The organism is Rhizobium sp. 2YAF20 (assembly GCF_052114685.1).
GTDB lineage: Bacteria > Pseudomonadota > Alphaproteobacteria > Rhizobiales > Rhizobiaceae > Rhizobium.
Map to the genome: position 1 here is coordinate 75860 of NZ_JBFRFF010000004.1, position 21833 is coordinate 97692.

Genomic DNA, 21833 nt, shown 5'->3' on the forward strand with positions numbered 1-21833 from the left:
TTTCACGCCTTATCTCAGTTTATGGATCCACACCGCGTGCTCGTCAGCGACGAAAATTCGCAGGCGTAAGCCAATTTGTCCTTTTGCATAAATACGACGAACGAACCGCCGCCGTTCGGAACCGCGGTCTTTATCTCAAACCCGCGCGACACCAGGTCGGCCATGGTCGTCTGCGTATCGGCCGACTGCGAACCCGTCTTCGCACCAGTATCTGCCGGAGCCTGTGTCGTGCCCCCTATCGACTTGCCGAGCTTTCCAAGTTCAGGCGTCTTCTGTTGGGCAGACGCCGAGCAGGCAAACAACAAGGCGGCAATGGCCGTTGCGACGGGCAGAAGCTGCATTAGCGGTCAACCTCGCCGAACACGATATCGAGCGAGCCGAGAACAGCTGCGACGTCGGCCAGCTGATGGCCCCGACACATGAAGTCCATGGCCTGCAGATGCGCATAGCCTGGCGCCCGGATCTTGCAGCGATACGGCTTGTTCGAGCCATCGGAAACCAGATAGACGCCGAACTCGCCCTTCGGCGCTTCTACCGCGGCATAAACTTCGCCGGCCGGCACGTGGTAGCCTTCGGTGTAGAGCTTGAAGTGATGAATGAGACCTTCCATCGAACGTTTCATCTCGCCGCGCTTCGGTGGCACGATCTTGCCGTCCAGCGACGAGAAAGGACCGGCCTTCGCATCGCCGAGCAGACGATTGACGCATTGCTTCATAATGCGGACCGATTCGCGCATCTCGATCATGCGGATCAGGTAACGATCGTAGCAGTCGCCGTTCTTGCCGATCGGGATGTCGAATTCGAGATCGGAATAGCATTCGTAGGGCTGCGCGCGGCGCAGATCCCATGCGGCGCCGGAGCCTCTGACCATGACGCCGGAAAAGCCCCATGCCCAGCAATCCTCGAGCGAGACCACACCAATATCGACGTTGCGCTGCTTGAAGATGCGGTTTCCGGTCAGAAGGTCGTCGATATCGTCGAGCGCCTTCAGGAAGGGATCACACCATGCGCCGATATCCTCGACGAGCTGATGCGGCAAATCCTGATGGACACCGCCCGGACGGATATAGGCGGCATGCATGCGCGAACCCGAGGCGCGCTCGTAGAACACCATCAGCTTTTCGCGCTCTTCGAAGCCCCAGAGCGGCGGTGTCAGGGCGCCGACGTCCATCGCCTGAGTCGTGACGTTCAGAAGATGCGAGAGGATACGGCCGATTTCCGAATAGAGAACGCGGATCAACTGGCCGCGGATAGGGATTTCCGTACCGAGCAGCTTTTCGACGGCAAGCGCGAAGGCATGTTCCTGGTTCATCGGCGCCACGTAATCGAGGCGGTCGAAATAAGGAACGGCCTGCAGATAGGTCTTGGTCTCGATCAGCTTTTCGGTGCCGCGATGGAGCAGGCCGATATGGGGATCGACGCGCTCGACGATCTCGCCATCGAGTTCGAGCACGAGGCGCAGAACACCGTGCGCTGCCGGGTGCTGCGGGCCGAAATTGATGTTGAAGTTGCGGACGTTATGTTCTGTCATGGCGACGCGCTCCGCGCTGGCAATAATCAATGGACGAGGTGTAGACGATAGCGTCAATCGGATTGATGACGCCTTTCTTCACTTCGCCGCCTTTTCATCACCCGGCAGCACGTAATCCGTGCCTTCCCAGGGGCTGAGGAAATCGAAGTTGCGGAATTCCTGCTTCAATTCCACCGGTTCGTAGACCACGCGTTTTGCCGCATCGTCGTAGCGCACTTCGACAAAACCCGTGGTCGGAAAATCCTTGCGCAGCGGATGCCCTTCGAAGCCGTAGTCCGTCAGGATGCGGCGGAGGTCCGGATGGTCGGTGAAGAGGATGCCGTACATATCCCAGGCTTCGCGCTCGAACCAATCGGCGCCGGGATAGACCGCGCAGGCAGACGGCACCGGCTGTTCTTCGCCGGTCGGCACCTTGATGCGGATGCGCAGGTTCTTCTTCGGCGACAACAGGTGATAGACGACGTCGAAACGATCAGGGCGCTGCGGCCAGTCGACTCCGCAAATGTCGATCAGATTGACGAAGGCGCATTTCGAATCGTCATGCAGAAATCGCAACAGCGGGATCAGATGTTCGCCCGATGTCGTAACCGTCAATTCGCCGTACTTGATCTCGGACAACGAAATCAGGTCGCCGTGCACTTCGCCGATATAGGCTGCAAGCTTTTCCAGGGATTCACTCATAATGCTTGTCCCCTGCCCTTAGCGTTCGATCGTGCCGGTGCGGCGGATCTTCTTTTGCAGCAAAAGCACGCCGTAGAGAAGTGCTTCGGCCGTGGGAGGACAGCCCGGCACGTAGATATCGATCGGCACGACGCGGTCGCAGCCGCGCACCACCGAATAGGAATAATGATAGTAGCCGCCGCCATTGGCACAGGAGCCCATTGAGATGACATAGCGCGGCTCGGGCATCTGGTCGTAGACCTTGCGCAGTGCCGGCGCCATCTTGTTGGTGAGCGTGCCGGCGACGATCATCACGTCCGACTGGCGCGGCGAGGCACGCGGCGCAAAGCCGAAGCGCTCGACGTCGTAACGCGGCATCGATACCTGCATCATCTCGACTGCGCAGCAGGCAAGACCGAAGGTCATCCACATCAGCGAGCCGGTACGCGCCCAGTTGATCAGTTCGTCCGTCGAGGTGACCAGGAAGCCCTTGTCCGCCAGCTCATTGTTAATCTCGCCGAAAAACGGATCATTGGCGCCGACAGGCTTGCCGGTGGCGGGATCGATGATGCCCTTCGGCTGCGGCGCAACAAGCGTCGAATTGCCCTGTGCTACTCCCATTCCAGGGCTCCCTTTTTCCATTCATAAATGAAACCAATGGTCAAAACGCCGAGGAACACCATCATCGACCAGAACCCGAACCAGCCGATGTCGCTGAAGGACACCGCCCAAGGGAAAAGGAATGCCACTTCCAGATCGAAAATGATGAAGAGAATCGATACCAGGTAAAAGCGGATATCGAATTTCATGCGGGCATCATCGAATGCGTTGAAGCCGCACTCATAGGCAGAAAGCTTCTCCGAATCGGGCGCCTTGAAGGCAACGGCGAACGGCGTAATGAGTAGCGCCAGGCCGATGATTAGCGCAATGCCAATGAAAATCGCTATCGGAATATAGGAACTGAGCAGTCCAGTCATCATGTCCATCCCTGCTTGCGAAGGAGCGCCGGGAGGCGCTTCGGGCTGATAGCCCAGCAAGCGAAAGAGCGTTGCAACAAGCCGTGGTTAGCGCAGCCGGAGCGCCGGCGCAAGGCTTTTGAATACGTCATTTGCGCGCGACTAAATCGGTTTTATCAAGACGATGCAACGATGTCGCGACAATTCGGCCCATAGCCCCGAACGCGATTTCGCAGGTGCAACAAATTCATTATAGATCGTAAGGACTTGTGTGAAACTGGCGCGAGTGACGGGGCTCGAACCCGCGACCTCCGGCGTGACAGGCCGGCACTCTAACCAACTGAGCTACACCCGCGCATATATAAGATGGCCTCTAAAGGCCGAGCCAAAAAGTCCGAAGCGAGCAGCCGCCAGGCGGCCTGCCTTTACTTGAAATGGCGCGAGTGACGGGGCTCGAACCCGCGACCTCCGGCGTGACAGGCCGGCACTCTAACCAACTGAGCTACACCCGCAATTCATTTCAAGTACTCCGGATGCTTTCGCACCCATCAAACCGGCTCAAGCCGTCCGATGAGCGGCTAACTACGGGGTTCGCCTTTTGGTGTCAAGCAGCTTTGAATACAAAACCATGACAGACCACGAAATGTTTTTTGGTCATCGCCGGCTTTGCCCTAGACCGCGCAACATGCCGCTCCCGGTCACTCCTCGAGGTTCCCGGCAAGCGCCTGCTTACCCTGCCCCGTACTGATCGTCCGTCACATATTCCATCCACTCGGCGGCCTTGCCGTCTTGCGTTTCCTGGATGGCGATATGGGTCACGGCGGTTTGCGGTGTGGCGCCGTGCCAGTGCTTTTCGCCCGGCGCGAACCAGACGACGTCGCCCGCCTTGATCTCCTGGACCTCGCTGCCCCAAGCCTGGGCGAGCCCCTTGCCGAACGTGACAACCAGCGTCTGACCGAGAGGATGGGTATGCCAGGCAGTGCGGGCTCCCGGCTCGAAGGTGACGCTGACGACCTGAACGCTTGCGGGAGCCGGCGCCTGCATTAGCGGGTCCTGGCGAACGGCGCCGGTGAAATATTCCGCAGGCGCCTTCATCGACGGGCGCGAGCCGCAAGGCTTTATCTCCATGATCTATCCCCTGTGTCACAGCAGTTCTGATCCAACGATGGGCCAACCTATTCCATCCGAAGGCATCGTCCAAGCGATGACAGCGGGCATGCGGCGACGCGCCCTACAACAGGATGAGGTCCAATTCAGCCCCGATCTCCCGTTTGGCGATCTCGACCACGCTCGTCTCGTGGGTGAAGAGAATCGTCTGGAAACGGCCTGCGGTGCCTGCAAGCGCCTTTAACCCCGAGCAAGTCCGCTCGTCGTCGAAGGTCTGGAAGATGTCGTCGACGACCAATGGCGGCGGCTCGTTTCGGGCGGAATAATCTTCCAGAAAGGCCAACCGCAGGGCCAGATAGAGCTGGTCGCCCGTACCCTCGCTCAAACCGTCGAGCGGTACGCGCTCGCCGCCGGTGCGCTCCGCTAGCAGCTGCAATTCGTCGTCGCTGCCGTAATCCTGGACAAGACGGGCAAAGCGATTACCCGTCAGCAGGGAGAAAAGTTCGCCTGCGCGCGTCATGACCGGGTCTGCCCGTTTCTCGCGATAGGATTCCATCGATGCGCCCAGCATATGGGCTGCGAGTTTCAGCACCACCCATTGGCGAGCGAGTTCCTTGGCTTCCTGTTCGGCGGATAGCTTTTCGAAGACTGCGTATTCGGCGCTGGTGCCCGCTTCCAGCTCCCGCCGCTGCCGATCATTTTCCGAAAGCCGTGCTGAAAGAGTGCCGAACCGCTGGAGCTGGTTTGCATCCTGCGCCTGCAGGCGCTCAATCTCGAGATCGGCTTCGACGCGGCTGAAGCCTGCCAATTCAGCACGCACCGCTTCTTCGGGCTGACCTTCCGCCTGCTCGTGAAGCCGCCTGCGGCTCGCTGCAAGTCGCGTCTCCAGTTCCTTGCGCACGCGCAGCCGCTCCAGCAGCAAAGGTAGGTCGTCCGACTGTGGCGCGTTCTTCGCCAGCGCTTCAAGTCGAGCTTCCGCCTCTTCCGCTTCGGCGCTCGATCGCGCAAGCCGATGCTCGGCGCGCTCCAGCGCCTTCAGGAGGTTGCTGCGGTGCTGCTGGTCGGCATTGGCAGTGATGGCGCGATCATGCAACGCATCCATCGCCGCATCCGGCGAGAATGCTGCGAGATCGGGGGCGGCGGTCGAAACCAGCGCGCGAACGCTGTCCTCGAAGGTGGTGATATCGCGCAACATGCCGCGAACGCGACGGCGGCGATTGTCACGCTCGATCAGCGTTTGTGGCAGGTCCTTCCAGATATCGAGCGCGGCCTCTGCCATCTCGATGGTCGCGTCCTCGGCCAGACCGATCATGGGCGTCGCCTCGGCAAAGGCGTTCTGCCAGCGCTCGGCGTCCGACCGCAGCGCCGTCTCGCGTGCTTCCAATTTGGCAAGCCCGTCCAAGACCGAGACACGTTCGCCCTCGATGGAGCGGCTTTCCGTCCATCGATGCGCCAGATCGGCAATGTGCCGGGACAGAGCCCGCGCTAGCGCCGCCGGCGGCAGGGACGTGGTGCCAGCAAGGCCCGTCGCGTCGGCAAGGGCAGACAGCGCCGGCATTAGCCGAGCCTCAGCCAGGCGCAACAATGCAAGCTCATCCTTGAGAGTACCAAGCGCCTCGCGCTGTCTGGCCAGCGCATCGATCCCGCGCCGCCATTCGATCATGCGGTCCGGACTGAGCGGAGATACCTCTGCAGAGGCAAAGAGCTGCTCGAAATCGCCGGTCGCGTTCTCGAGCGCCGCAGTCGCCGCCTCCTCACGGCGACGATCGGCCAAGAGCGCCTGCTCCAGCTTGTCGAGGCGCACCTTCATTTGCGCGTGACGGGAAACGCGCTCGGCATCGTCCAGCGCTACGTCTGCCAACCGGTCCGCGGTGCGGATCGCCTCCTCGAATATCCCGGCCGGACCTGGTACAGGCGACGCCTTATGGGACTGCCATAGCTCGTCGCGCCGTGTTCGGGCGGCTTCGATGTCGCCGCGGGTGATGAGCGAGCCGCCGCGTTCGAGAGCCGCGATCTCGCGCTCGACTTCCGCCTGTTCCGCCTCCCCGACGCCAACAGCCGCAGCTCTTTCGCGTGCTATGGTGCGCAGCTCATCGAGCCGGGAGCGATGTTCGTTCAAAACGACGATATCCGGAAGTGGGCTTGCCAGCAGCCGGCCGAGGTCGGTCACGGCAGGAAGAAGCCGTGCGGTGGCTTCTGCAAGATCCGCTTCCGCGCGGGACACGCGAACCTGCGCGGCGTCGAACGCCTCGAGCTTGGAAAGGTCGGGCCGCAGCGCTTCCATCTGCTCGGAATAGGGCTTGGCGTCGACGAGGCGCCCGGAAACGTCGGCGCCCTCCAATCGTCGCAGGTGGTCCTGTTCCTCTTCCTGCCGCCCGCGTACCTCCGCATAGCTTCGCTTCAGCTCCTTTCCCTCAGTCGCCAATGCCCGAAGGCGTGCGAGGTCGGCGTCTGCCGGCTGGCGCCGTTCCAGCTCGGCGACATCGACCGACAGACCGAGCTTGCGAGCGAGCTGCTGCAGCCTGACATCGAAATCCTCGACTTCGCCCTTGACCCGGGACATGTCCTTACGGTGGTTCAGATAGGCTCCCTTTTCGGCGTAGCGCGTCATCACGACATTGGCGGCGTCGAGGACGGCATGGTCGACCTCGGCCGTCTCAATCTCGTCCTTCAGGCGGGCAATCTCTTCCGTGGCAGTATGAACCACATCATCGTTCAGCCGTCGAGCCTCGAGCGCCTTGTCTAGATCGTGCTCGAATCCTGGCGGCAAGCCCGCAGTGTCGGCAAAATCCAGCAAGAGCCCGTGCTCAGTATCGACCTCTCGCAGCATAGGTTCAAGCTTCTTCAGCGTCCTCAGACGATCGAGCGCGGTCTTAGTCTCCTGCCGCTCCACCTGAAGCGCTGCAAGTTCGCTCGTGACCTCGGCAGCCTCAGCAACAAGCTTCTTCCAGTCTCCCGATTTCAGTTCGTTTTCGCGCTCGGCTTTGCGAGCGTCGTCGTGACGATCGAGCACCTGGTAGAACGAACGATCCTTCGATCGTCTTGGCGCGTAGATGCCATCCGCCTCGCCGTCGAGCGACTGGCGAAGGCGCGCGAGGCCGGTCAGCCCGGACGCCGCCGAAAACAGTAGGCTTCCGATTTCGCCGCCACTCTGCAGCATGGCGGCGGCGCCAAGCCGCAGACGATCGGAATCGAGGCCAAAGGCGCGCTCGAAGACGTCACGGCTGAGGTTGCCCAGGAATGGCGCCAGGGCGTCTTCGGCAAGCGTCGTCTCCTTGTCGTCGATGCCCAGCAACGTGTTCTTGTTGCCCCGGCGGCGGCGAAACGCAAGGCTTGATCCGTCACGGGCGGAGATAAGGGCACCAATCCGCAAGGTGGCCGCTTCATGCAGAAAGTTGAAGCGGGCGCTGCCGCGCGGAAAGCCAAACAGCAGGTCGGAAATGGCGTTGAGAGCCGACGATTTGCCGGCCTCGTTCGGCCCGTAGATGACGTGCAGACGGGCGTCTGGGCGGAAGTCGAGAGTCCGGTCGGTAAGCGCGCCGTAGCGGATGATGTCGAGCCTGTCGAAGCGCATAGATCAGCTGGCCCCCTGCCCGCGGGCAAGCAGAAGCTGACGCGCCTCCTCGACAAGCATCTCGATGCTGTCGCMAAGCGGCAGATCGCCTGCGCCCGATCCGCTCGGCAGCCGCGCGGCGACTTCGGCCACCAGCCTGTCGGCCTCTGTCGCAATATCGGCGGTGCCCGCGTAGTCGCCGAGCAATCGGCTGAGATCGAGCGAGGCGCCGGGGGCGTTGGTCTTGGCCGGCCGCTCCAGCCGCAACTCCAGCTTTTCCAGCCAGATATCCTCATGGCAGCGATGGCAGGCTGCCTGTACCTCGTCACGCCATTGGGCGCGATTGGCGGCGATTGCCCCCTGCAAAGGCGTCGTGCCGACGAGGCGCACCCGCAGCGCTGTCATGCGGCCTTCCATTCCGGGAACGAGCGGCTGGACGGCATGTTCGACCCGGCGAAGGATTGCGGCCTGGTCATCTTCAGGATCAACCGTGACATTGATCTCGGCAAAGCGGGCCTCGTCGACGATCAGACGTTCCAGAGCGACAGCACCGTCCTCGACGGTGACGAATACCGCGCCCTTGGCGCCGCGTTCGCGAATGCTTCGGCCCTGCAGGTTGCCGGGGAAGATCACATGCGGATCAAGCGATACCTCTTCATAATCGTGGACGTGGCCGAGCGCCCAATAGTGATAGCCGCGCGAGCGCAGATCCTCGACAGAGCACGGTGCATAGGGTTCGTGCGGCTCGCGGCCGGTCAGGGAGGTGTGGAGGACGCCGAGATTGAACCAGCCTGCCACCGGCGGCGGATAGGCAAGCGCGAGGTTGTCGGTGGCGGAACGGTCGGCAAATCCCTGGCCGTGCAGCGCAACCTTCAGGTGATCCAGTCGGAAAGTCCCCGGCTTGTTCGTCGGGAATTCGCAGACATTGCCCGGCAGGGTGATCGTCTTGGTGATGACGCTCGCCGCATCATGATTGCCGCGCAGAAGAAAGACCGGAATCCCCGCCCGCTCCAGCCGCGCCATCTCGCGATTGAAGAATAGGCCGATCTTGTTATCCTTCCAGTCGCCGTCATAGACGTCGCCGGCGATCACGAAAAAGCCGACCTGGCGCTCGATGGCGTGATCGACAAGCGTCGAAAAGGCTTTGCGGCTGGCTTCCACGAAGATCGCTGCAATGTCGGCATCCTTGATCGCCAGCCCCTGGAAAGGGCTGCCGAGATGCAGGTCGGCGGCGTGGATGAAGGTGAAAGAGGACATGCGCTCCGGTCATCGATCGAGTCCGAGGCATTCTTTTAGAAAAAAAATCTCGCGATTGATACGGCTCGCGGCGTTCGTCCCTGGGTTTTGCGCGTTGTTTCGCGCTATCACACGCCTATGTCACGACATTGCGATATTCGATCGATTGTCGGGCAACTGGACGGCTGTTACTGCCAGGACCAGTCTTGATCAGAGGAGGATTTTTCATGAGACATCACGCATTCGGCCGCACGCCTTTCATCGTTAGCGATGTCGGTTTCGGCGCTTGGCAGATCGGCGGCGCCTGGGGCGACGTCAGCGAAGCCGACGGCCGCGCCGCCCTCAATGCGGCGCTCGATGCCGGCATGACCTTTATCGACACGGCCGACGTCTATGGCGACGGCCGCTCCGAAAAGATCATCGCCGACGTGCTGAAAAGCCGCGGCGGTAAGCGTCCGATGGTGGCCACCAAGGCAGGCAGACGCCTCGACCCGCATGTCGCCGACGGCTACACCAAGGCCAATCTCGAAGGCTTCATCGACCGCAGCCTAAAGAACCTCGGGGTCGACAGCCTCGACCTCGTTCAGCTTCATTGTCCGCCAACCGAGGTGCTCTATCGCCCAGAGGTGTTCGAAGGGCTGAACGATCTGCAGAAGGCCGGCAAGATCAAGGGCTATGGTGTCAGCGTCTCCACCGTCGAGGAGGGCCTGAAGGCGATCGAATATCCCGGCGTCGTCAGCATCCAGATCATCTACAACATCTTTCGCCAGCGTCCCGCCGACCTGTTCTTCCAGGAAGCGCGCCACAAGGAGATTGCCGTGATCGTTCGCGTGCCGCTCGCAAGCGGGTTGCTGTCCGGCAAGATCACCCGCGACACCAAGTTCGCAACTGACGACCACCGCAACTTCAATCGCCACGGCGAAGCCTTCGACGTCGGCGAGACCTTTGCAGGCGTGCCATTCGCGGTGGGTCTTCAGGCTGTCGAGGAGGTGCGCAAACTGGTGCCGGCCGGCGCCAGCATGGCAGCCTTCGCCTTGCGCTGGATCTTGATGACCGATGCGGTCACGGTGGTCATTCCGGGCGCGCGCAACGCCGAGCAGGCCAAGGCCAACGCAGCGGCGTCAAGTTTTGCGCCGCTTTCAGCCGACGTCATGACGGCGACCCGCGAAATCTACGATCGCCTGATCGCGCCTCACGTCCATCAGCGCTGGTAGACAAAAAAAGGGTCCGGCGCGAACCGGACCCTCTTTCAACTCTGCTGGCCATCCACTGCCGACGACAACGTCATGCAGCGACGGTCAGACGAGAATGGATTCAGCCGTTGACGGCTTCCTTCAGACCCTTGCCGGGTGTGAACTTCGGCACGTTGCGCGCAGCGATATCAACTTCGGCGCCGGTCGATGGATTGCGACCCTTGCTGGCTGCACGGTGCGAAACGGTGAAGCTGCCGAAACCTGCGAGACGAACGTCGCCGCCATTCTTCAGTTCGCCCTGGACGGCGTCGAAAACTGCGTCGACAGCAGATGCTGCGTCTGCCTTGGTGATGCCAGCCTTTTCAGCAACTGCGGACACGAGTTCATTCTTGTTCATGTTTCCATCCCTTTCTTCTGGTATGAAACGACTCATCTGTAAGTCGGGCGCAGAATACGTATGCTCAGGCCCGCCGCAACCCAAAAGCCCTGCAAAATAAGGAAAAGCAAGCGCTCTGGTGGAGTTTTCACAAAAAAGGCCGGCATAAATGCCGGCCTTTTTCGCGTTTTTCCTCAATTTGGCATAAATGTGGCAAACCTCAGCTCAGTGAGCCAGTGTCTGCCCCAGATCATCCACACCTTCAACCGTGGCGATAACGGGCGTTTCGATCGAGCCATCCCATTCGATCGGGTCCGGTCTGCGGATCAGCGCATGCTTGATCACCTCGCCCATGCGGGACACGGGAATGATCTCCATTCCGTTCTTCACGTTATCCGGGATCTCCGCCAGGTCCTTGGCGTTTTCTTCCGGGATCAGAACAGTCTTGATACCGCCGCGCAGGGCGGCAAGCAGCTTTTCCTTCAGGCCGCCGATTGGCAGCACGCGTCCGCGCAAGGTGATCTCGCCGGTCATGGCGACATCCTTGTTGACGGGAATGCCGGTCATGATCGACACGATCGCCGTTGCCATTGCCACGCCGGCCGACGGGCCGTCCTTCGGCGTTGCCGCTTCTGGAACGTGGACATGGATGTCGCTCTTGTCGAAGCGCGGGGGCTCGATGCCGAAATCGACGGCGCGCGAGCGGACATAGGATGCCGCTGCCGAAATCGATTCCTTCATCACTTCCTTCAGGTTGCCAGTAACGGTCATGCGACCCTTGCCTGGCATCATCACGCCTTCGATCGTCAGCAACTCGCCGCCGACTTCCGTCCAGGCGAGACCGGTAACGACACCGACCTGATCCTCGCGCTCGGCTTCGCCATGGCGGAACCTTGGAACGCCCAGATACTGGTCGATATTCGCAGCCGTAACCGCGATCGACTTGGACTTGCCGCGGATGATTTCAGTCACGGCCTTTCGGGCCAGCTTCATCAACTCGCGCTCGAAGTTACGAACGCCCGCCTCACGGGTATACTGCTGGCTGATCGCCATCAAAGCGTCGTCGCTGACGGAGAATTCCTCCGGCTGCAGCGCATGCTCCTTGATAGCCTTCGGCAGCAGGTGCCGCTTGGCGATCTCGCGCTTCTCGTCCTCGGTGTAGCCGGCGATACGGATGACTTCCATGCGGTCCATCAACGGTGCTGGAATGTTCAGCGTATTGGCGGTCGTGATGAACATAACGTCGGACAGGTCATATTCGACTTCAAGGTAATGGTCCATGAAGGTCGAGTTCTGCGCTGGGTCCAACACCTCCAACAGGGCCGATGACGGATCGCCGCGGAAATCCATGCCCATCTTGTCGATTTCGTCGAGCAGGAAGAGCGGGTTGGACTTCTTAGCCTTTTTCATCGACTGGATGACCTTGCCGGGCATCGAGCCGATATAGGTGCGGCGGTGGCCACGGATTTCGGCTTCATCGCGAACGCCGCCGAGCGCCATGCGGACATACTCACGACCGGTCGCCTTGGCGATCGACTGGGCAAGCGATGTCTTGCCGACGCCGGGAGGTCCGACGAGGCACAGGATCGGGCCCTTGAGCTTGGTCGCGCGAGCCTGGACGGCCAGATACTCGACGATGCGCTCCTTGACCTTGTCCAGGCCAAAGTGATCGGCTTCGAGGATCTTCTCGGCATTGGCCAGATCGACCTTGACCTTGGACTTCTTGTTCCAGGGAATACCGAGCAGCCAGTCGAGATAGTTGCGCACGACGGTTGCTTCCGCAGACATCGGGCTCATCTGGCGAAGCTTCTTCACCTCGGCATCGGCTTTTTCGCGGGCTTCCTTGGAAAGCTTGGTCTTGGCGATGCGCTCTTCCAACTCGGTCATCTCGTCGCGGCCTTCCTCGCCGTCGCCGAGCTCCTTCTGGATCGCCTTCATCTGTTCGTTCAGGTAGTATTCGCGCTGGGTCTTCTCCATCTGGCGCTTGACGCGCGAGCGGATGCGCTTTTCGACCTGCAAAACCGAGATTTCGCCTTCCATGAAGCCGAGCGCCTTTTCGAGACGGCCCTTGACGCTGGTGGTTTCCAGCATCTCCTGCTTCTCAGTGATCTTGATCGACAGGTGCGAAGCAACCGTGTCGGCAAGCTTGGAGTAGTCGTCGATCTGGCTAGCAGCGCCAACGACTTCCGGCGAAATCTTCTTGTTGAGCTTTACATAGCTCTCGAACTCCGAGACGACCGAGCGGCTCAGAGCCTCCAGCTCGACCTGGTCTTCATCAGGCTCCTCGAGCGTGTGGCCCATGGCCTCGTAGAAGTCTTCACGGCTGGTATAGGTATCGATCTCGGCGCGTGCGCGGCCTTCGACCAGCACCTTGACCGTACCGTCCGGCAGCTTCAGAAGCTGCAGTACATTTGCAACCGTGCCAACCTTGTGAATGGCATCGGGGGTCGGATCGTCATCGCCGGCGTTGATCTGGGTGACGAGCATGATCTGCTTGTCGGACCCCATCACTTCTTCTAGCGCGCGGATCGACTTTTCCCGTCCGACGAACAACGGCACAATCATGTGGGGGAAAACCACGATGTCGCGCAACGGCAGTACCGGATAGGCAATGCTCTCGTTAGCCGCAGAGGTTTTCTTCGTCATATCATTTCCTTTCCATCGTCCCGTTTCCGGGCTCTTGGCCAGCCTGTAGTGGGAAGGCCGGCTCTCTCACTTGGCTTAGAAGTGGAGGTTCATGCCGTCTATTTCAAGCCATGCTCCATGCCCGAAGCTCGGGTTTGTGATGGGAATATTACAAAGGGATCACACAGAACTCTCAAGGAACACCCGGCTGTTCAAAACGCTGCCGGTGGCTGGGGCGAACGGGCTTTTGGCCAATTCGTCAACGCATAACAGAATCATTCCATCATCGCCGCGACTGCTGTTCTTCGCAACGGCTAGACCTGCGTTCCGGCCACCTTATCCCGAACCTTATCAGAAAACTCCGCGATTTTTCAAATAGAAAGGGGCCCGTCGACGACGAGCCCCAGAATAGTCTGGATCAACTGTGGATCAGGCGGTCGCGTTCGCCTTCTCTTCCTGCCGGTCGGCATAGATGTAGAGCGGGCGGGCCGAGCCGCGGACGACTTCTTCGGAGATAACGACTTCGCGTACACCTTCGAGAGCCGGCAACTCGAACATCGTGTCGAGCAGGATCTTCTCCATGATCGACCGCAGGCCACGAGCGCCGGTCTTGCGGGTGATGGCGCGGCGGGCGATTTCGCGAAGAGCATCCTCGTGGAAGTTCAGCTCCACGTCCTCCATCTCGAACAGGCGCTGATACTGCTTCACCAGCGCGTTCTTCGGCTCGGACAGGATCTGGATCAGCGCGTCGGCATCAAGGTCCTCAAGCGTCGCCAGGACGGGCAGACGGCCAATGAATTCCGGGATGAGACCGAACTTGACGAGATCTTCCGGCTCCAACTCGCGCAGCACTTCTCCGACCCGACGGTCGTCCTGCGACTTGACCGAGGCACCAAAGCCGATGGAGGTTTTTTCACCACGGGCGGAAATGATCTTATCGAGGCCGGCAAAGGCGCCGCCGCAGATGAACAGGATGTTCGTCGTGTCGACCTGCAGGAATTCCTGCTGCGGATGCTTACGACCGCCCTGCGGAGGCACTGATGCAACGGTGCCTTCCATGATCTTCAGAAGCGCCTGCTGCACGCCCTCGCCCGATACGTCACGGGTGATCGACGGATTGTCCGACTTGCGCGAAATCTTGTCGACTTCGTCGATGTAGACGATGCCGCGCTGCGCGCGCTCGACGTTGTAGTCGGCGGACTGAAGAAGCTTCAGGATGATGTTTTCTACGTCTTCGCCAACATAGCCCGCTTCGGTCAGCGTCGTCGCATCGGCCATCGTGAACGGCACGTCGATGATGCGGGCAAGCGTCTGGGCGAGATACGTCTTGCCGCAACCGGTCGGGCCGACGAGAAGGATGTTCGATTTCGCCAGTTCGACATCGCCATTCTTCGAGGCGTGGGCCAATCGCTTGTAGTGATTGTGCACGGCAACGGACAGGATCTTCTTGGCCTGTCTCTGGCCGATGACGTATTCGTCGAGAACCTTGATGATGTCCTGGGGCGTAGGGACGCCATCGCGGGACTTTACCATCGAAGACTTGTTCTCTTCGCGAATGATGTCCATGCAAAGTTCGACGCATTCATCGCAGATGAACACCGTCGGTCCGGCAATCAGCTTGCGGACTTCGTGCTGGCTCTTGCCGCAGAATGAACAATACAGGGTATTCTTGGAGTCACCGCCGTTGCTGCCGCTGACTTTGCTCATATCACTTTCCTTCCAGCACGCCGCATTTCCAGATCGAAATGGCGGTCCACTCAATGCGCCCGCCGACCGTGCTCCATAAATTGGAGCTCTTGCCGGTTAAGGCGCTCCTCGGGGTACTGAACGAAGCCCACACAATCATGCCCGGGCCTCGGTGGCAACGAATTCCCCTTCGAATGCCGAACGCTATGTCATAAAAACTCTACATAGCATTAACAGTTACTATTACCGTCTTCCGCATCAGTTTAAACCCCTATTCAATCACAATTGGGATAGAACTGTGGCGTGGAAGACACCGTCCTTTGGATAATGAAATCATTATCCCGGGATAATGAAGACATTACCACTCGGGTGATGAAAACATCAGCCCGGCGGCAATCACGCGGCAGCGTCGCCTTCCATTTCCGCACGTGACGTCAGCACCTTGTCGACCAGGCCCCAGTCCTTTGCCTCTTCGGCGGACATGAAGTGGTCGCGATCGAGCGTCTGCTCGACTTCCTCGTAGGTGCGGCCGCAGTGCTTTTCGTAGATCTCGTTCAGGCGGCGCTTCATCTTGATAATGTCGCGAGCGTGACGCTCGATATCCGATGCCTGCCCCTGGAAACCGCCCGACGGCTGGTGAACCATGATGCGCGAGTTCGGCGTCGTGAAGCGCATGTCCTTGTCGCCGGCTGCGAGAAGCAGCGAGCCCATGGACGCCGCCTGACCGATGCAAAGCGTCGACACCGCAGGCTTGATGAACTGCATCGTGTCGTAGATCGCCATGCCGGCGGTGACCACGCCGCCGGGAGAATTGATGTAGAGCGCGATTTCCTTCTTCGGATTTTCAGCTTCGAGGAAGAGCAACTGCGCGCAGACCAGCGTCGCCATGTGATCTTCGACCTGGCCGGTCAAGAAGATGATGCGTTCCTTCAAGAGGCGCGAATAGATGTCGTAGGACCGTTCGCCGCGATTGGTCTGCTCCACGACCATCGGCACAAGAGCCATGGCGGTATCGACTGGATTTCTCATTTGCGTCCTTTGTCAAACTTGCACCCGACGGCGAAAACGGCGGGAATCGAATAAATATCTGTCACCCCTACATAGAGTGTCACTGCCCTGCACTTCAAGACGCGCGAAGGGATAACGTCAAGAAGCCTGTTGGCTGTGGATTGCCCCGAGACAAGGTTTCCCGCGGCTTTCTTCCAGATCGCGATTAATGCCCGGTTAGCCTGCTGCGCTTTTTGCGACTGTAGATGACGGAAGCTTAACGCGCCTCTGCAATCTTGGATTTATAAGCTATTAACAATAAACTTTTGGGTGCGCCCAATCTCGCCCTTTCGGAGAGCGACCGCAGTGTTCAGTATTACGCCGGGATTGGCGATCTGGTGCAGCGAAGCGGTAACGCCTGCAGGCGTGCTGATTGTTGCGTGGCGCAAAGACCGGCGGGCTCAGGTCTATTTGACATGGTCCCTCGGTCTGCTCGTCAGTGCCGTCTTTTCCGGCAGTAATTATTGAGATATTCCTCTGGCCATGATGATACCCTCCGTACTTTCCATCGATCCCGCAACACGCCGCGTTTCCCTTGAAGCCAACGATCCGGCCTTCTATGGCAACCCGAATGCGGTCTATGCCGCGCTGCATGCGCATTGTCCCACCTTCTATTGGGAACAGCAGAAACAGTGGTATTTCACCGGCTATGACCATGTGAACGGGCTGCTGCGCGATCGGCGATTTGGTCGTCAGATCCTGCATATCGCCACGCGCGAAGAACTCGGCATGGAGGCGCCCCTTCCGCATCTGAAAAACTTCGATCTCGCCGAACGGCATTCGCTGCTTGAAATCGAGCCCCCTGAACACACCAGGCTGCGAACCCTCGTCAACCGCGCCTTCGTCACGCGTCACGTCGAAAAGATGAAGCCTGAGATCGCCGAGCTGGCAAATCAGCTGATCGATCGGTTTGAACATAAGGGCGAAGTCGAGCTGCTGTCGGCCTTCGCCGATGTCATCCCCGTCACAATGATCGCGCGGATGATCGGCATTCCCGAGGAGATGGGACCGCAGTTGCTGAAATGGTCGCATGCCTATGTGCGCATGTACATGTTCGGCCGGACACGTGACGATGAATATGGCGCCGACCAGGCTGCCAAGGAATTCGCCGACTATGTGAAATCAGTCATTGCCGAGCGGCGGGCCAATCCGCGCGATGACCTTCTGACCCACATGATCACCACCGAGCACAAGGGCCAGTACCTGACGGATGAAGAGCTGGTTTCGACGACGATCGTGCTGCTCAATGCCGGGCACGAAGCGACGGTCCACCAGATCGGCAATTCCGTGCGCGTCATCCTCGGAAGCGGACATGCACCGCAAGACATCTTCAAGGATGATGCCGCCACGGAGCGCACGGTCGAAGAAGCGCTGCGCATCTGCGCGCCGGTCCATGTCTTTCAGCGCTGGGCGCTGGAGCCGGCCGAGATTGACGGCGTCTCCTTCCAGCGCGGCGACAAGGTGGCGATGATCCTTGCTGCCGCCAATCTCGATCCGACCAAGTTCTCCGATCCCCTTCACTTCAAGCCGGATCGCCAGGAGGCGTCGAACCTCTCCTTCGGCGCCGGCATCCACTTCTGTATCGGCGCGCCGCTGGCCCGGCTGGAGCTGAATATCGCGCTGCCCATCCTGTTCAAGCGGCTGCCGGGCTTGAGGCTTTCGAAGGCGCCTGATGTCAAGGACGTCTACCAATTCCACGGGCTCGACAAACTGGAGCTGGCTTGGTGAACCAAGCGGGATAAGGGAGTCTATCGAGTCCCTTATCCAACCTTCCTCAAGTCATGATTGATGCGCCTGAACGCAAAAATGGCGCGCCCTGGGGCACGCCATTTTAAAAGCACGACGACGCTTAGATATCAGCCGTAGCGGCCGGTGATGTAGTCTTCCGTGCGCTTGGTCTTCGGCGCCTGGAATATCTGTTCGGTCTGACCGTATTCCACCAGTTCGCCGAGATACATGAAGGCGGTGTTGTCGGAGATGCGGCTTGCCTGCTGCATGTTGTGCGTGACGATGACGATCGTGAAATCGCGCTTCAGCTGAGAAACCAGTTCCTCGACCTTGGCGGTCGAGATCGGGTCAAGAGCCGACGTCGGTTCGTCGAGCAGCAGGACTTCGGGGCGAAGAGCAATGGCGCGCGCGATACAGAGGCGCTGCTGCTGACCGCCGGAAAGGCTAAGTCCGCTCTGGTGCAGCTTTTCCTTCACTTCGCTCCATAACGCTGTTTCCGTCAGCGCCGCTTCGACGCGGGCGTCCATTTCAGCCCTGGAAATCTTCTCATATAGCCGAATGCCGAAAGCGACGTTTTCATAAATCGACATCGGGAACGGCGTGGGCTTTTGAAACACCATGCCGACCTTGGCGCGCAAAGCGTTCAGATCGACGTCCTTGGTGAGAATACTGCTGCCGTCCAGCAGGATCTCGCCCCCAACCGTCTGGCCCGGATAGAGATCATACATCCGATTGAAAGTGCGCAACAGCGTGGACTTACCGCAACCCGAAGGGCCGATGAAGGCGGTGACCGCATTTTTGCGGATGTCCATATTCACACCCTTCAGAACGCGATGGCCGTTCTGATAGGTGAAATCGAGGTTCTTCACTTGAAGTTTCGCTTGCGTTGCGAGACCCGACCGGGAAACGGCGTCCTTCCCCGGCTGTGCGGCGACGCTCTCGAAATTGTTATCGCTCATGTTCATCGTTTCATTCCTATCGTTCGGCGGCTGCGTCACTGGCGGCGCCCACTCAAGACACGGGCAAGGATGTTGAGGGCAAGGATGGCAAGGGTGATAATCAGTGCGCCGGCCCAGGCCAGTTGCTTGAGATCCTCGCCGGCATCGGCGGCGAGCGTGTTGATGGCAACCGGCAGCGTGGCGATCGGACCGGTCAGGCTCGAATTCATGAATTTGCTGTAACCGGCCGTAAAGAGAAGCGGCGCAGTTTCGCCGCTGATACGGGCGACGGCCAACAGGATGCCGGTGAGGATGCCCGCCCAGGCGGAACGGTAAATCACCATCGTCATGGACTTCCAGCGCGGCGCGCCGAGTGCTGCGGTCGCCTCACGAAGCGAATTTGGCACCAGCAACAGCATGTCTTGCGTCGTGCGGTTGACGACCGGAAGGGCGATCAACGCCAGCGCGAGGACGCCGGCGATGGCAGAGTTGCCGTGCATGGGTACAACCACGGCGCCATAGACGAACACGCCTATGATGATCGAGGGTGCGGACAGCAGGATGTCGTTGAGGAATTTGGCGACCTCGGCAAGCTTGGAGCCGTTGGCATATTCCACAAGATAGGTGCCGGCGAGAATGCCGATCGGTGCGGCGATCAGGATGGCAAGGCCGGTGACCAGCACGGTGCCGTAGATGGCGTTGATCAGGCCGCCGCGCGAGCCCTGGGCCGGGATCGACATGGTGAACACGTCGAGGCTGAGCGCCGATACACCGCGGTAAAGCAAGCTTACAAGGATCACGCTGAGAAAGAATAGGCCGAGGACGGCCGCAAGGAAGCACAGGGCCATCATCACCCGGTTCTTCCCATAGCGCCGCGACACGATATTCTGACGAATTGCATTTTCCATGGGTTCTTTCCTCAAAGCGAATCGACGCGACCGATCATCCATCTCGCCAGCGCAAGCACGCAGAAGGAAAGGACGAACAAGAGCAGGCCGAGCGCCATCAGGCTCGACAATTGCAGACCGTCGGCATCGCCGAAATTATTCGCGATCTGGGCGGAAATGGTGGTGGACGGCGAGATGATCGACGCCTGCAGACGGCTCACCGAGCCGATAACGAAGGTGACAGCCATGGTTTCGCCAAGCGAGCGGCCAAGGCCGAGCATGATGCCGCCGACGAGGCCGCGACGTGTATAGGGGATCAGGATGTAGCGAGCCACTTCCCATGTGGTCATACCCGTGCCGTAAGCGGATTCACGCAGCATCGGCGGCACGGTGCTGAACACGTCGCGCGAGATGGCGGTTATGAACGGCAGGATCATGATGGACAGCACGAGGCTTGCCGTCAACAGGCCGACGCCCGGCGCCGGCGGCTGGAACAGCAGGCCGATCAACGGCACCTGGCCGATCGTCATCACAAGGAAGGGCAGAATATAGGTCTGCATCAACGGCACGAGAATGAACAGACCGACGACGCCGTAGATGATAGAGGGAACGCCGGCCAGAAGCTCGATGGCAGTACTGATCGGACGTCGCAGGTTGCCGGGGCAAAGTTCCGTGAGGAAGATGGCGATACCGATGCCCAGGGGAACGGCAATCAGCATGGCGATGAGCGAGCTCACCAGCGTGCCGACCAAGGCAGGCACAGCACCAAAGATATTGGCGGGAGCGCTCCACTTCGTGCCCCAGAGGAACGAAAACCCGAAGGTCTGGAAGGTTGGCAAGGCTTCGATGACAAGAACCACAAGGATTGCCAGCAGCAAAAGCACGACAAGAGCAGCCGAGCCAAGCGTCATAAAATAGAAAATCCGATCCTGTATCCGGAATTTCCTGGTGCTGACGCTGGTATCCACTGCCTGGAATCCAGCTGTCTCAGTCGCGTCGGCCATCGGTTTCCCCTTGTCCTGTCACGAAAGGCGGACAGGGCCAAGCCCTGTCCGCCGCAACTTTTCAGCCGAAATTACTTCGTGCCGAAGTCCTTCTTCCAGGACTCTTCGACAACCTTGACAACCGCTTCCGGAACAGGAAGGTAAGACAGGCCAGTCGCTTCCTTCTGGCCCTTTTCATAGGCCCACTTGAAGAATTTCAGGGCTTCATCGTTGGCAGCGGCATCGGCCGGCTTCTTGTAAAGCATGACCCAGGTCGAAGCTGCAATCGGCCAGCTCTTTTCGCCCGGCTGATTGGTGATGATCAGGTTGAAGTTCTTGGCATGGGCCCAATCGGCGCTCGAAGCAGCAGCCTCGAACGTATTGAGGCTCGGCTCGATAACCTTGCCGGCAGCATTCTTCATCTTCGCAAAACCGATGTGGTTGGCAACGACATAGGAATATTCGACGTAGGAGATCGAACCAGCCGTCTGGTTGACAGTGGTGGAAACGCCTTCAGAACCCTTGGCGCCGAAGCCGACCGGCCATTCGACCGTCGTGTTCGAACCAGCCTTTTCCTTCCACTCTGGCGAAACTTTCGACAGGTAATCGGTGAAGTTGAAGGTCGTGCCCGAGCTGTCGGCGCGATAAACGACGGAGATCGCCGTGGAAGGCAGCTTCAGGTCGGGGTTGAGGGCCTTGATGGCCGCGTCGTCCCACTTGGCAATCTTGCCAAGAAAGATGTCGGCCAGCGTCTTTCCGTCGAGAACGAGTTCGCCCGGCTTTACGCCGGCAATGTTATAGGAAACGACGATGCCGCCGGAGATCATCGGGAACTGGGCAACGCCGTTCTTCTCGAGGTCAGCGTCGCTCATCGGCTTGTCCGAAGCGGCGAATACAATGGTCTTGTCGACGAGCTGCTTTATGCCGGCGCCCGAGCCGACCGACTGGTAGTTGACGGCGTTGCTCGTCGCAGCCTTATAGTTTTCGGCCCACTTGGACATAACTGGCGCGATGAAGCTCGAGCCGGCGCCGGTGAGGTCGGCAGCCGAGGCCGAAGCAGCCATGGCGACGACGAGGCCTGCAGAGAGGCAAAGCGAACGAATTTTGTGGTTAAACATGTTAAACTCACTTCCTCAAGTGATGAAAGGATGGCGAGGGAGCAGACGCACGGATATCCAGATAGTTCATCGGACGCGTCAATCTCCCAGCGACACGGATGGCTCTATAGTTGCAATGTTTCAGTTTGATGACAGTTTCGTGAAAGCCAAATGACACGCTTTTCCGGGCATGGAACAACTTCTGGAGATGCTGCCATCCGGTATACGAA

General features: G+C 59.6%; 19 protein-coding genes and 2 tRNA genes. 3 read left to right on the forward strand and 18 right to left on the reverse strand.

The genetic code is table 11. The annotated features are described in order from the left end of the window. Positions 1 to 14 precede the first annotated feature (14 nt). From AB4Z52_RS07925 to AB4Z52_RS07970, 10 genes are all read right to left on the reverse strand, one after another. Complete coding sequence (locus AB4Z52_RS07925; protein ID WP_442217373.1) at positions 15 to 341, reverse strand: hypothetical protein; 327 nt, start codon at positions 339 to 341, stop codon at positions 15 to 17. Then, entirely contained in the window at positions 341 to 1531 is a 1191-nt protein-coding gene (locus AB4Z52_RS07930; protein WP_442217374.1) for an NADH-quinone oxidoreductase subunit D, read from the reverse strand. The genes AB4Z52_RS07925 and AB4Z52_RS07930 overlap by 1 nt, the downstream gene beginning before the upstream one ends. A gap of 78 nt (positions 1532 to 1609) precedes the next feature. Beyond that, positions 1610 to 2212, reverse strand: coding sequence for an NADH-quinone oxidoreductase subunit C (locus AB4Z52_RS07935; RefSeq protein WP_442217375.1), 603 nt, complete (start codon positions 2210 to 2212; stop codon positions 1610 to 1612). Positions 2213 to 2230: 18 nt separating this feature from the next. Continuing rightward, positions 2231 to 2812 (reverse strand): NuoB/complex I 20 kDa subunit family protein, encoded by a 582-nt coding sequence (locus tag AB4Z52_RS07940; protein ID WP_442217376.1) that lies wholly within the window; start codon positions 2810 to 2812, stop codon positions 2231 to 2233. After that, positions 2803 to 3168 carry an NADH-quinone oxidoreductase subunit A gene (locus tag AB4Z52_RS07945; RefSeq protein ID WP_442217377.1) on the reverse strand — a complete coding sequence of 122 codons (366 nt, stop codon included), beginning with the start codon at positions 3166 to 3168 and terminating at the stop codon, positions 2803 to 2805. Before AB4Z52_RS07945 ends, AB4Z52_RS07940 begins: the two co-directional genes overlap by 10 nt. 257 nt (positions 3169 to 3425) lie before the next feature. Continuing rightward, a tRNA-Asp gene (locus tag AB4Z52_RS07950) sits at positions 3426 to 3502 on the reverse strand. Positions 3503 to 3582: 80 nt separating this feature from the next. Then, positions 3583 to 3659, reverse strand: a tRNA-Asp gene (locus AB4Z52_RS07955). A 217-nt stretch (positions 3660 to 3876) separates the two neighbouring features. Beyond that, positions 3877 to 4275: a (R)-mandelonitrile lyase gene (locus AB4Z52_RS07960; RefSeq protein WP_442217378.1), complete on the reverse strand. Its 399-nt coding sequence runs from the start codon at positions 4273 to 4275 to the stop codon at positions 3877 to 3879. A 103-nt stretch (positions 4276 to 4378) separates the two neighbouring features. Then, on the reverse strand, positions 4379 to 7828 hold the full coding sequence (locus AB4Z52_RS07965) for an AAA family ATPase (protein WP_442217379.1): 3450 nt from the start codon (positions 7826 to 7828) through the stop codon (positions 4379 to 4381). Positions 7829 to 7831: 3 nt separating this feature from the next. Further along, positions 7832 to 9064, reverse strand: coding sequence for a metallophosphoesterase family protein (locus AB4Z52_RS07970; protein ID WP_442217380.1), 1233 nt, complete (start codon positions 9062 to 9064; stop codon positions 7832 to 7834). A 206-nt stretch (positions 9065 to 9270) separates the two neighbouring features. Here AB4Z52_RS07970 and AB4Z52_RS07975 point away from each other — a divergent pair, with 206 nt between their 5' ends. Further along, entirely contained in the window at positions 9271 to 10257 is a 987-nt protein-coding gene (locus tag AB4Z52_RS07975) for an aldo/keto reductase (RefSeq protein ID WP_442217381.1), read from the forward strand. Between the two features lie 100 nt (positions 10258 to 10357). Here AB4Z52_RS07975 and hupB read toward each other — a convergent pair whose 3' ends face one another. From hupB to clpP, 4 genes are all read right to left on the reverse strand, one after another. Then, positions 10358 to 10633, reverse strand: coding sequence for a DNA-binding protein HupB (gene hupB, locus AB4Z52_RS07980; protein ID WP_111158181.1), 276 nt, complete (start codon positions 10631 to 10633; stop codon positions 10358 to 10360). Positions 10634 to 10837: 204 nt separating this feature from the next. Continuing rightward, a complete protein-coding gene (gene lon / locus AB4Z52_RS07985; RefSeq protein ID WP_442217382.1) occupies positions 10838 to 13258 on the reverse strand; it encodes an endopeptidase La in 2421 nt (806 codons plus the stop codon). Positions 13259 to 13666: 408 nt separating this feature from the next. Then, positions 13667 to 14944, reverse strand: coding sequence for an ATP-dependent Clp protease ATP-binding subunit ClpX (gene clpX / locus AB4Z52_RS07990; protein WP_442217383.1), 1278 nt, complete (start codon positions 14942 to 14944; stop codon positions 13667 to 13669). Positions 14945 to 15319: 375 nt separating this feature from the next. Then, positions 15320 to 15952 (reverse strand): ATP-dependent Clp endopeptidase proteolytic subunit ClpP, encoded by a 633-nt coding sequence (gene clpP, locus AB4Z52_RS07995; protein ID WP_111158185.1) that lies wholly within the window; start codon positions 15950 to 15952, stop codon positions 15320 to 15322. A 324-nt stretch (positions 15953 to 16276) separates the two neighbouring features. Between clpP and AB4Z52_RS08000 the strand changes: the two genes are divergently transcribed. Continuing rightward, on the forward strand, positions 16277 to 16438 hold the full coding sequence (locus AB4Z52_RS08000; protein WP_442217384.1) for a hypothetical protein: 162 nt from the start codon (positions 16277 to 16279) through the stop codon (positions 16436 to 16438). Positions 16439 to 16453: 15 nt separating this feature from the next. Then, entirely contained in the window at positions 16454 to 17698 is a 1245-nt protein-coding gene (locus AB4Z52_RS08005) for a cytochrome P450 (protein ID WP_442217385.1), read from the forward strand. A gap of 128 nt (positions 17699 to 17826) precedes the next feature. On the opposite strand, the gene pstB is transcribed toward AB4Z52_RS08005, so the two are convergent. The 4 genes from pstB to pstS all read right to left on the reverse strand — a co-directional run bounded on the left by pstB (position 17827) and on the right by pstS (position 21624). Next, positions 17827 to 18663 (reverse strand): phosphate ABC transporter ATP-binding protein PstB, encoded by an 837-nt coding sequence (gene pstB / locus AB4Z52_RS08010; protein ID WP_442217386.1) that lies wholly within the window; start codon positions 18661 to 18663, stop codon positions 17827 to 17829. A 29-nt stretch (positions 18664 to 18692) separates the two neighbouring features. After that, the gene (pstA, locus tag AB4Z52_RS08015) at positions 18693 to 19544 is read right to left on the reverse strand and encodes a phosphate ABC transporter permease PstA (RefSeq protein ID WP_442217387.1); all 852 of its coding nucleotides are present in this window, start codon (positions 19542 to 19544) and stop codon (positions 18693 to 18695) included. Positions 19545 to 19555: 11 nt separating this feature from the next. Next, positions 19556 to 20527, reverse strand: a complete 972-nt coding sequence (pstC, locus tag AB4Z52_RS08020; protein WP_442217388.1) for a phosphate ABC transporter permease subunit PstC — start codon at positions 20525 to 20527, stop codon at positions 19556 to 19558. A 71-nt stretch (positions 20528 to 20598) separates the two neighbouring features. Beyond that, entirely contained in the window at positions 20599 to 21624 is a 1026-nt protein-coding gene (gene pstS / locus AB4Z52_RS08025; protein WP_442217389.1) for a phosphate ABC transporter substrate-binding protein PstS, read from the reverse strand. Between the last annotated feature and the right edge of the window lie 209 nt (positions 21625 to 21833).

Bases quoted from the DNA above. Each gene is read 5' to 3' on its own strand.
- pstA (WP_442217387.1), bottom strand. From the start codon at position 19,544: ATGGAAAATGCAATTCGTCAGAATATCGTGTCGCGGCGCTATGGGAAG.
- AB4Z52_RS07945 (WP_442217377.1), bottom strand. From the start codon at position 3,168: ATGACTGGACTGCTCAGTTCCTATATTCCGATAGCGATTTTCATTGGC.
- clpP (WP_111158185.1), bottom strand. From the start codon at position 15,952: ATGAGAAATCCAGTCGATACCGCCATGGCTCTTGTGCCGATGGTCGTG.
- pstS (WP_442217389.1), bottom strand. From the start codon at position 21,624: ATGTTTAACCACAAAATTCGTTCGCTTTGCCTCTCTGCAGGCCTCGTC.
- AB4Z52_RS07935 (WP_442217375.1), bottom strand. From the start codon at position 2,212: ATGAGTGAATCCCTGGAAAAGCTTGCAGCCTATATCGGCGAAGTGCAC.
- pstB (WP_442217386.1), bottom strand. From the start codon at position 18,663: ATGAACATGAGCGATAACAATTTCGAGAGCGTCGCCGCACAGCCGGGG.
- AB4Z52_RS07930 (WP_442217374.1), bottom strand. From the start codon at position 1,531: ATGACAGAACATAACGTCCGCAACTTCAACATCAATTTCGGCCCGCAG.
- lon (WP_442217382.1), bottom strand. From the start codon at position 13,258: ATGACGAAGAAAACCTCTGCGGCTAACGAGAGCATTGCCTATCCGGTA.
- AB4Z52_RS07975 (WP_442217381.1), top strand. From the start codon at position 9,271: ATGAGACATCACGCATTCGGCCGCACGCCTTTCATCGTTAGCGATGTC.
- AB4Z52_RS08005 (WP_442217385.1), top strand. From the start codon at position 16,454: ATGATGATACCCTCCGTACTTTCCATCGATCCCGCAACACGCCGCGTT.
- pstC (WP_442217388.1), bottom strand. From the start codon at position 20,527: ATGGCCGACGCGACTGAGACAGCTGGATTCCAGGCAGTGGATACCAGC.
- AB4Z52_RS07960 (WP_442217378.1), bottom strand. From the start codon at position 4,275: ATGGAGATAAAGCCTTGCGGCTCGCGCCCGTCGATGAAGGCGCCTGCG.
- AB4Z52_RS07925 (WP_442217373.1), bottom strand. From the start codon at position 341: ATGCAGCTTCTGCCCGTCGCAACGGCCATTGCCGCCTTGTTGTTTGCC.
- AB4Z52_RS07965 (WP_442217379.1), bottom strand. From the start codon at position 7,828: ATGCGCTTCGACAGGCTCGACATCATCCGCTACGGCGCGCTTACCGAC.
- hupB (WP_111158181.1), bottom strand. From the start codon at position 10,633: ATGAACAAGAATGAACTCGTGTCCGCAGTTGCTGAAAAGGCTGGCATC.
- clpX (WP_442217383.1), bottom strand. From the start codon at position 14,944: ATGAGCAAAGTCAGCGGCAGCAACGGCGGTGACTCCAAGAATACCCTG.
- AB4Z52_RS07940 (WP_442217376.1), bottom strand. From the start codon at position 2,812: ATGGGAGTAGCACAGGGCAATTCGACGCTTGTTGCGCCGCAGCCGAAG.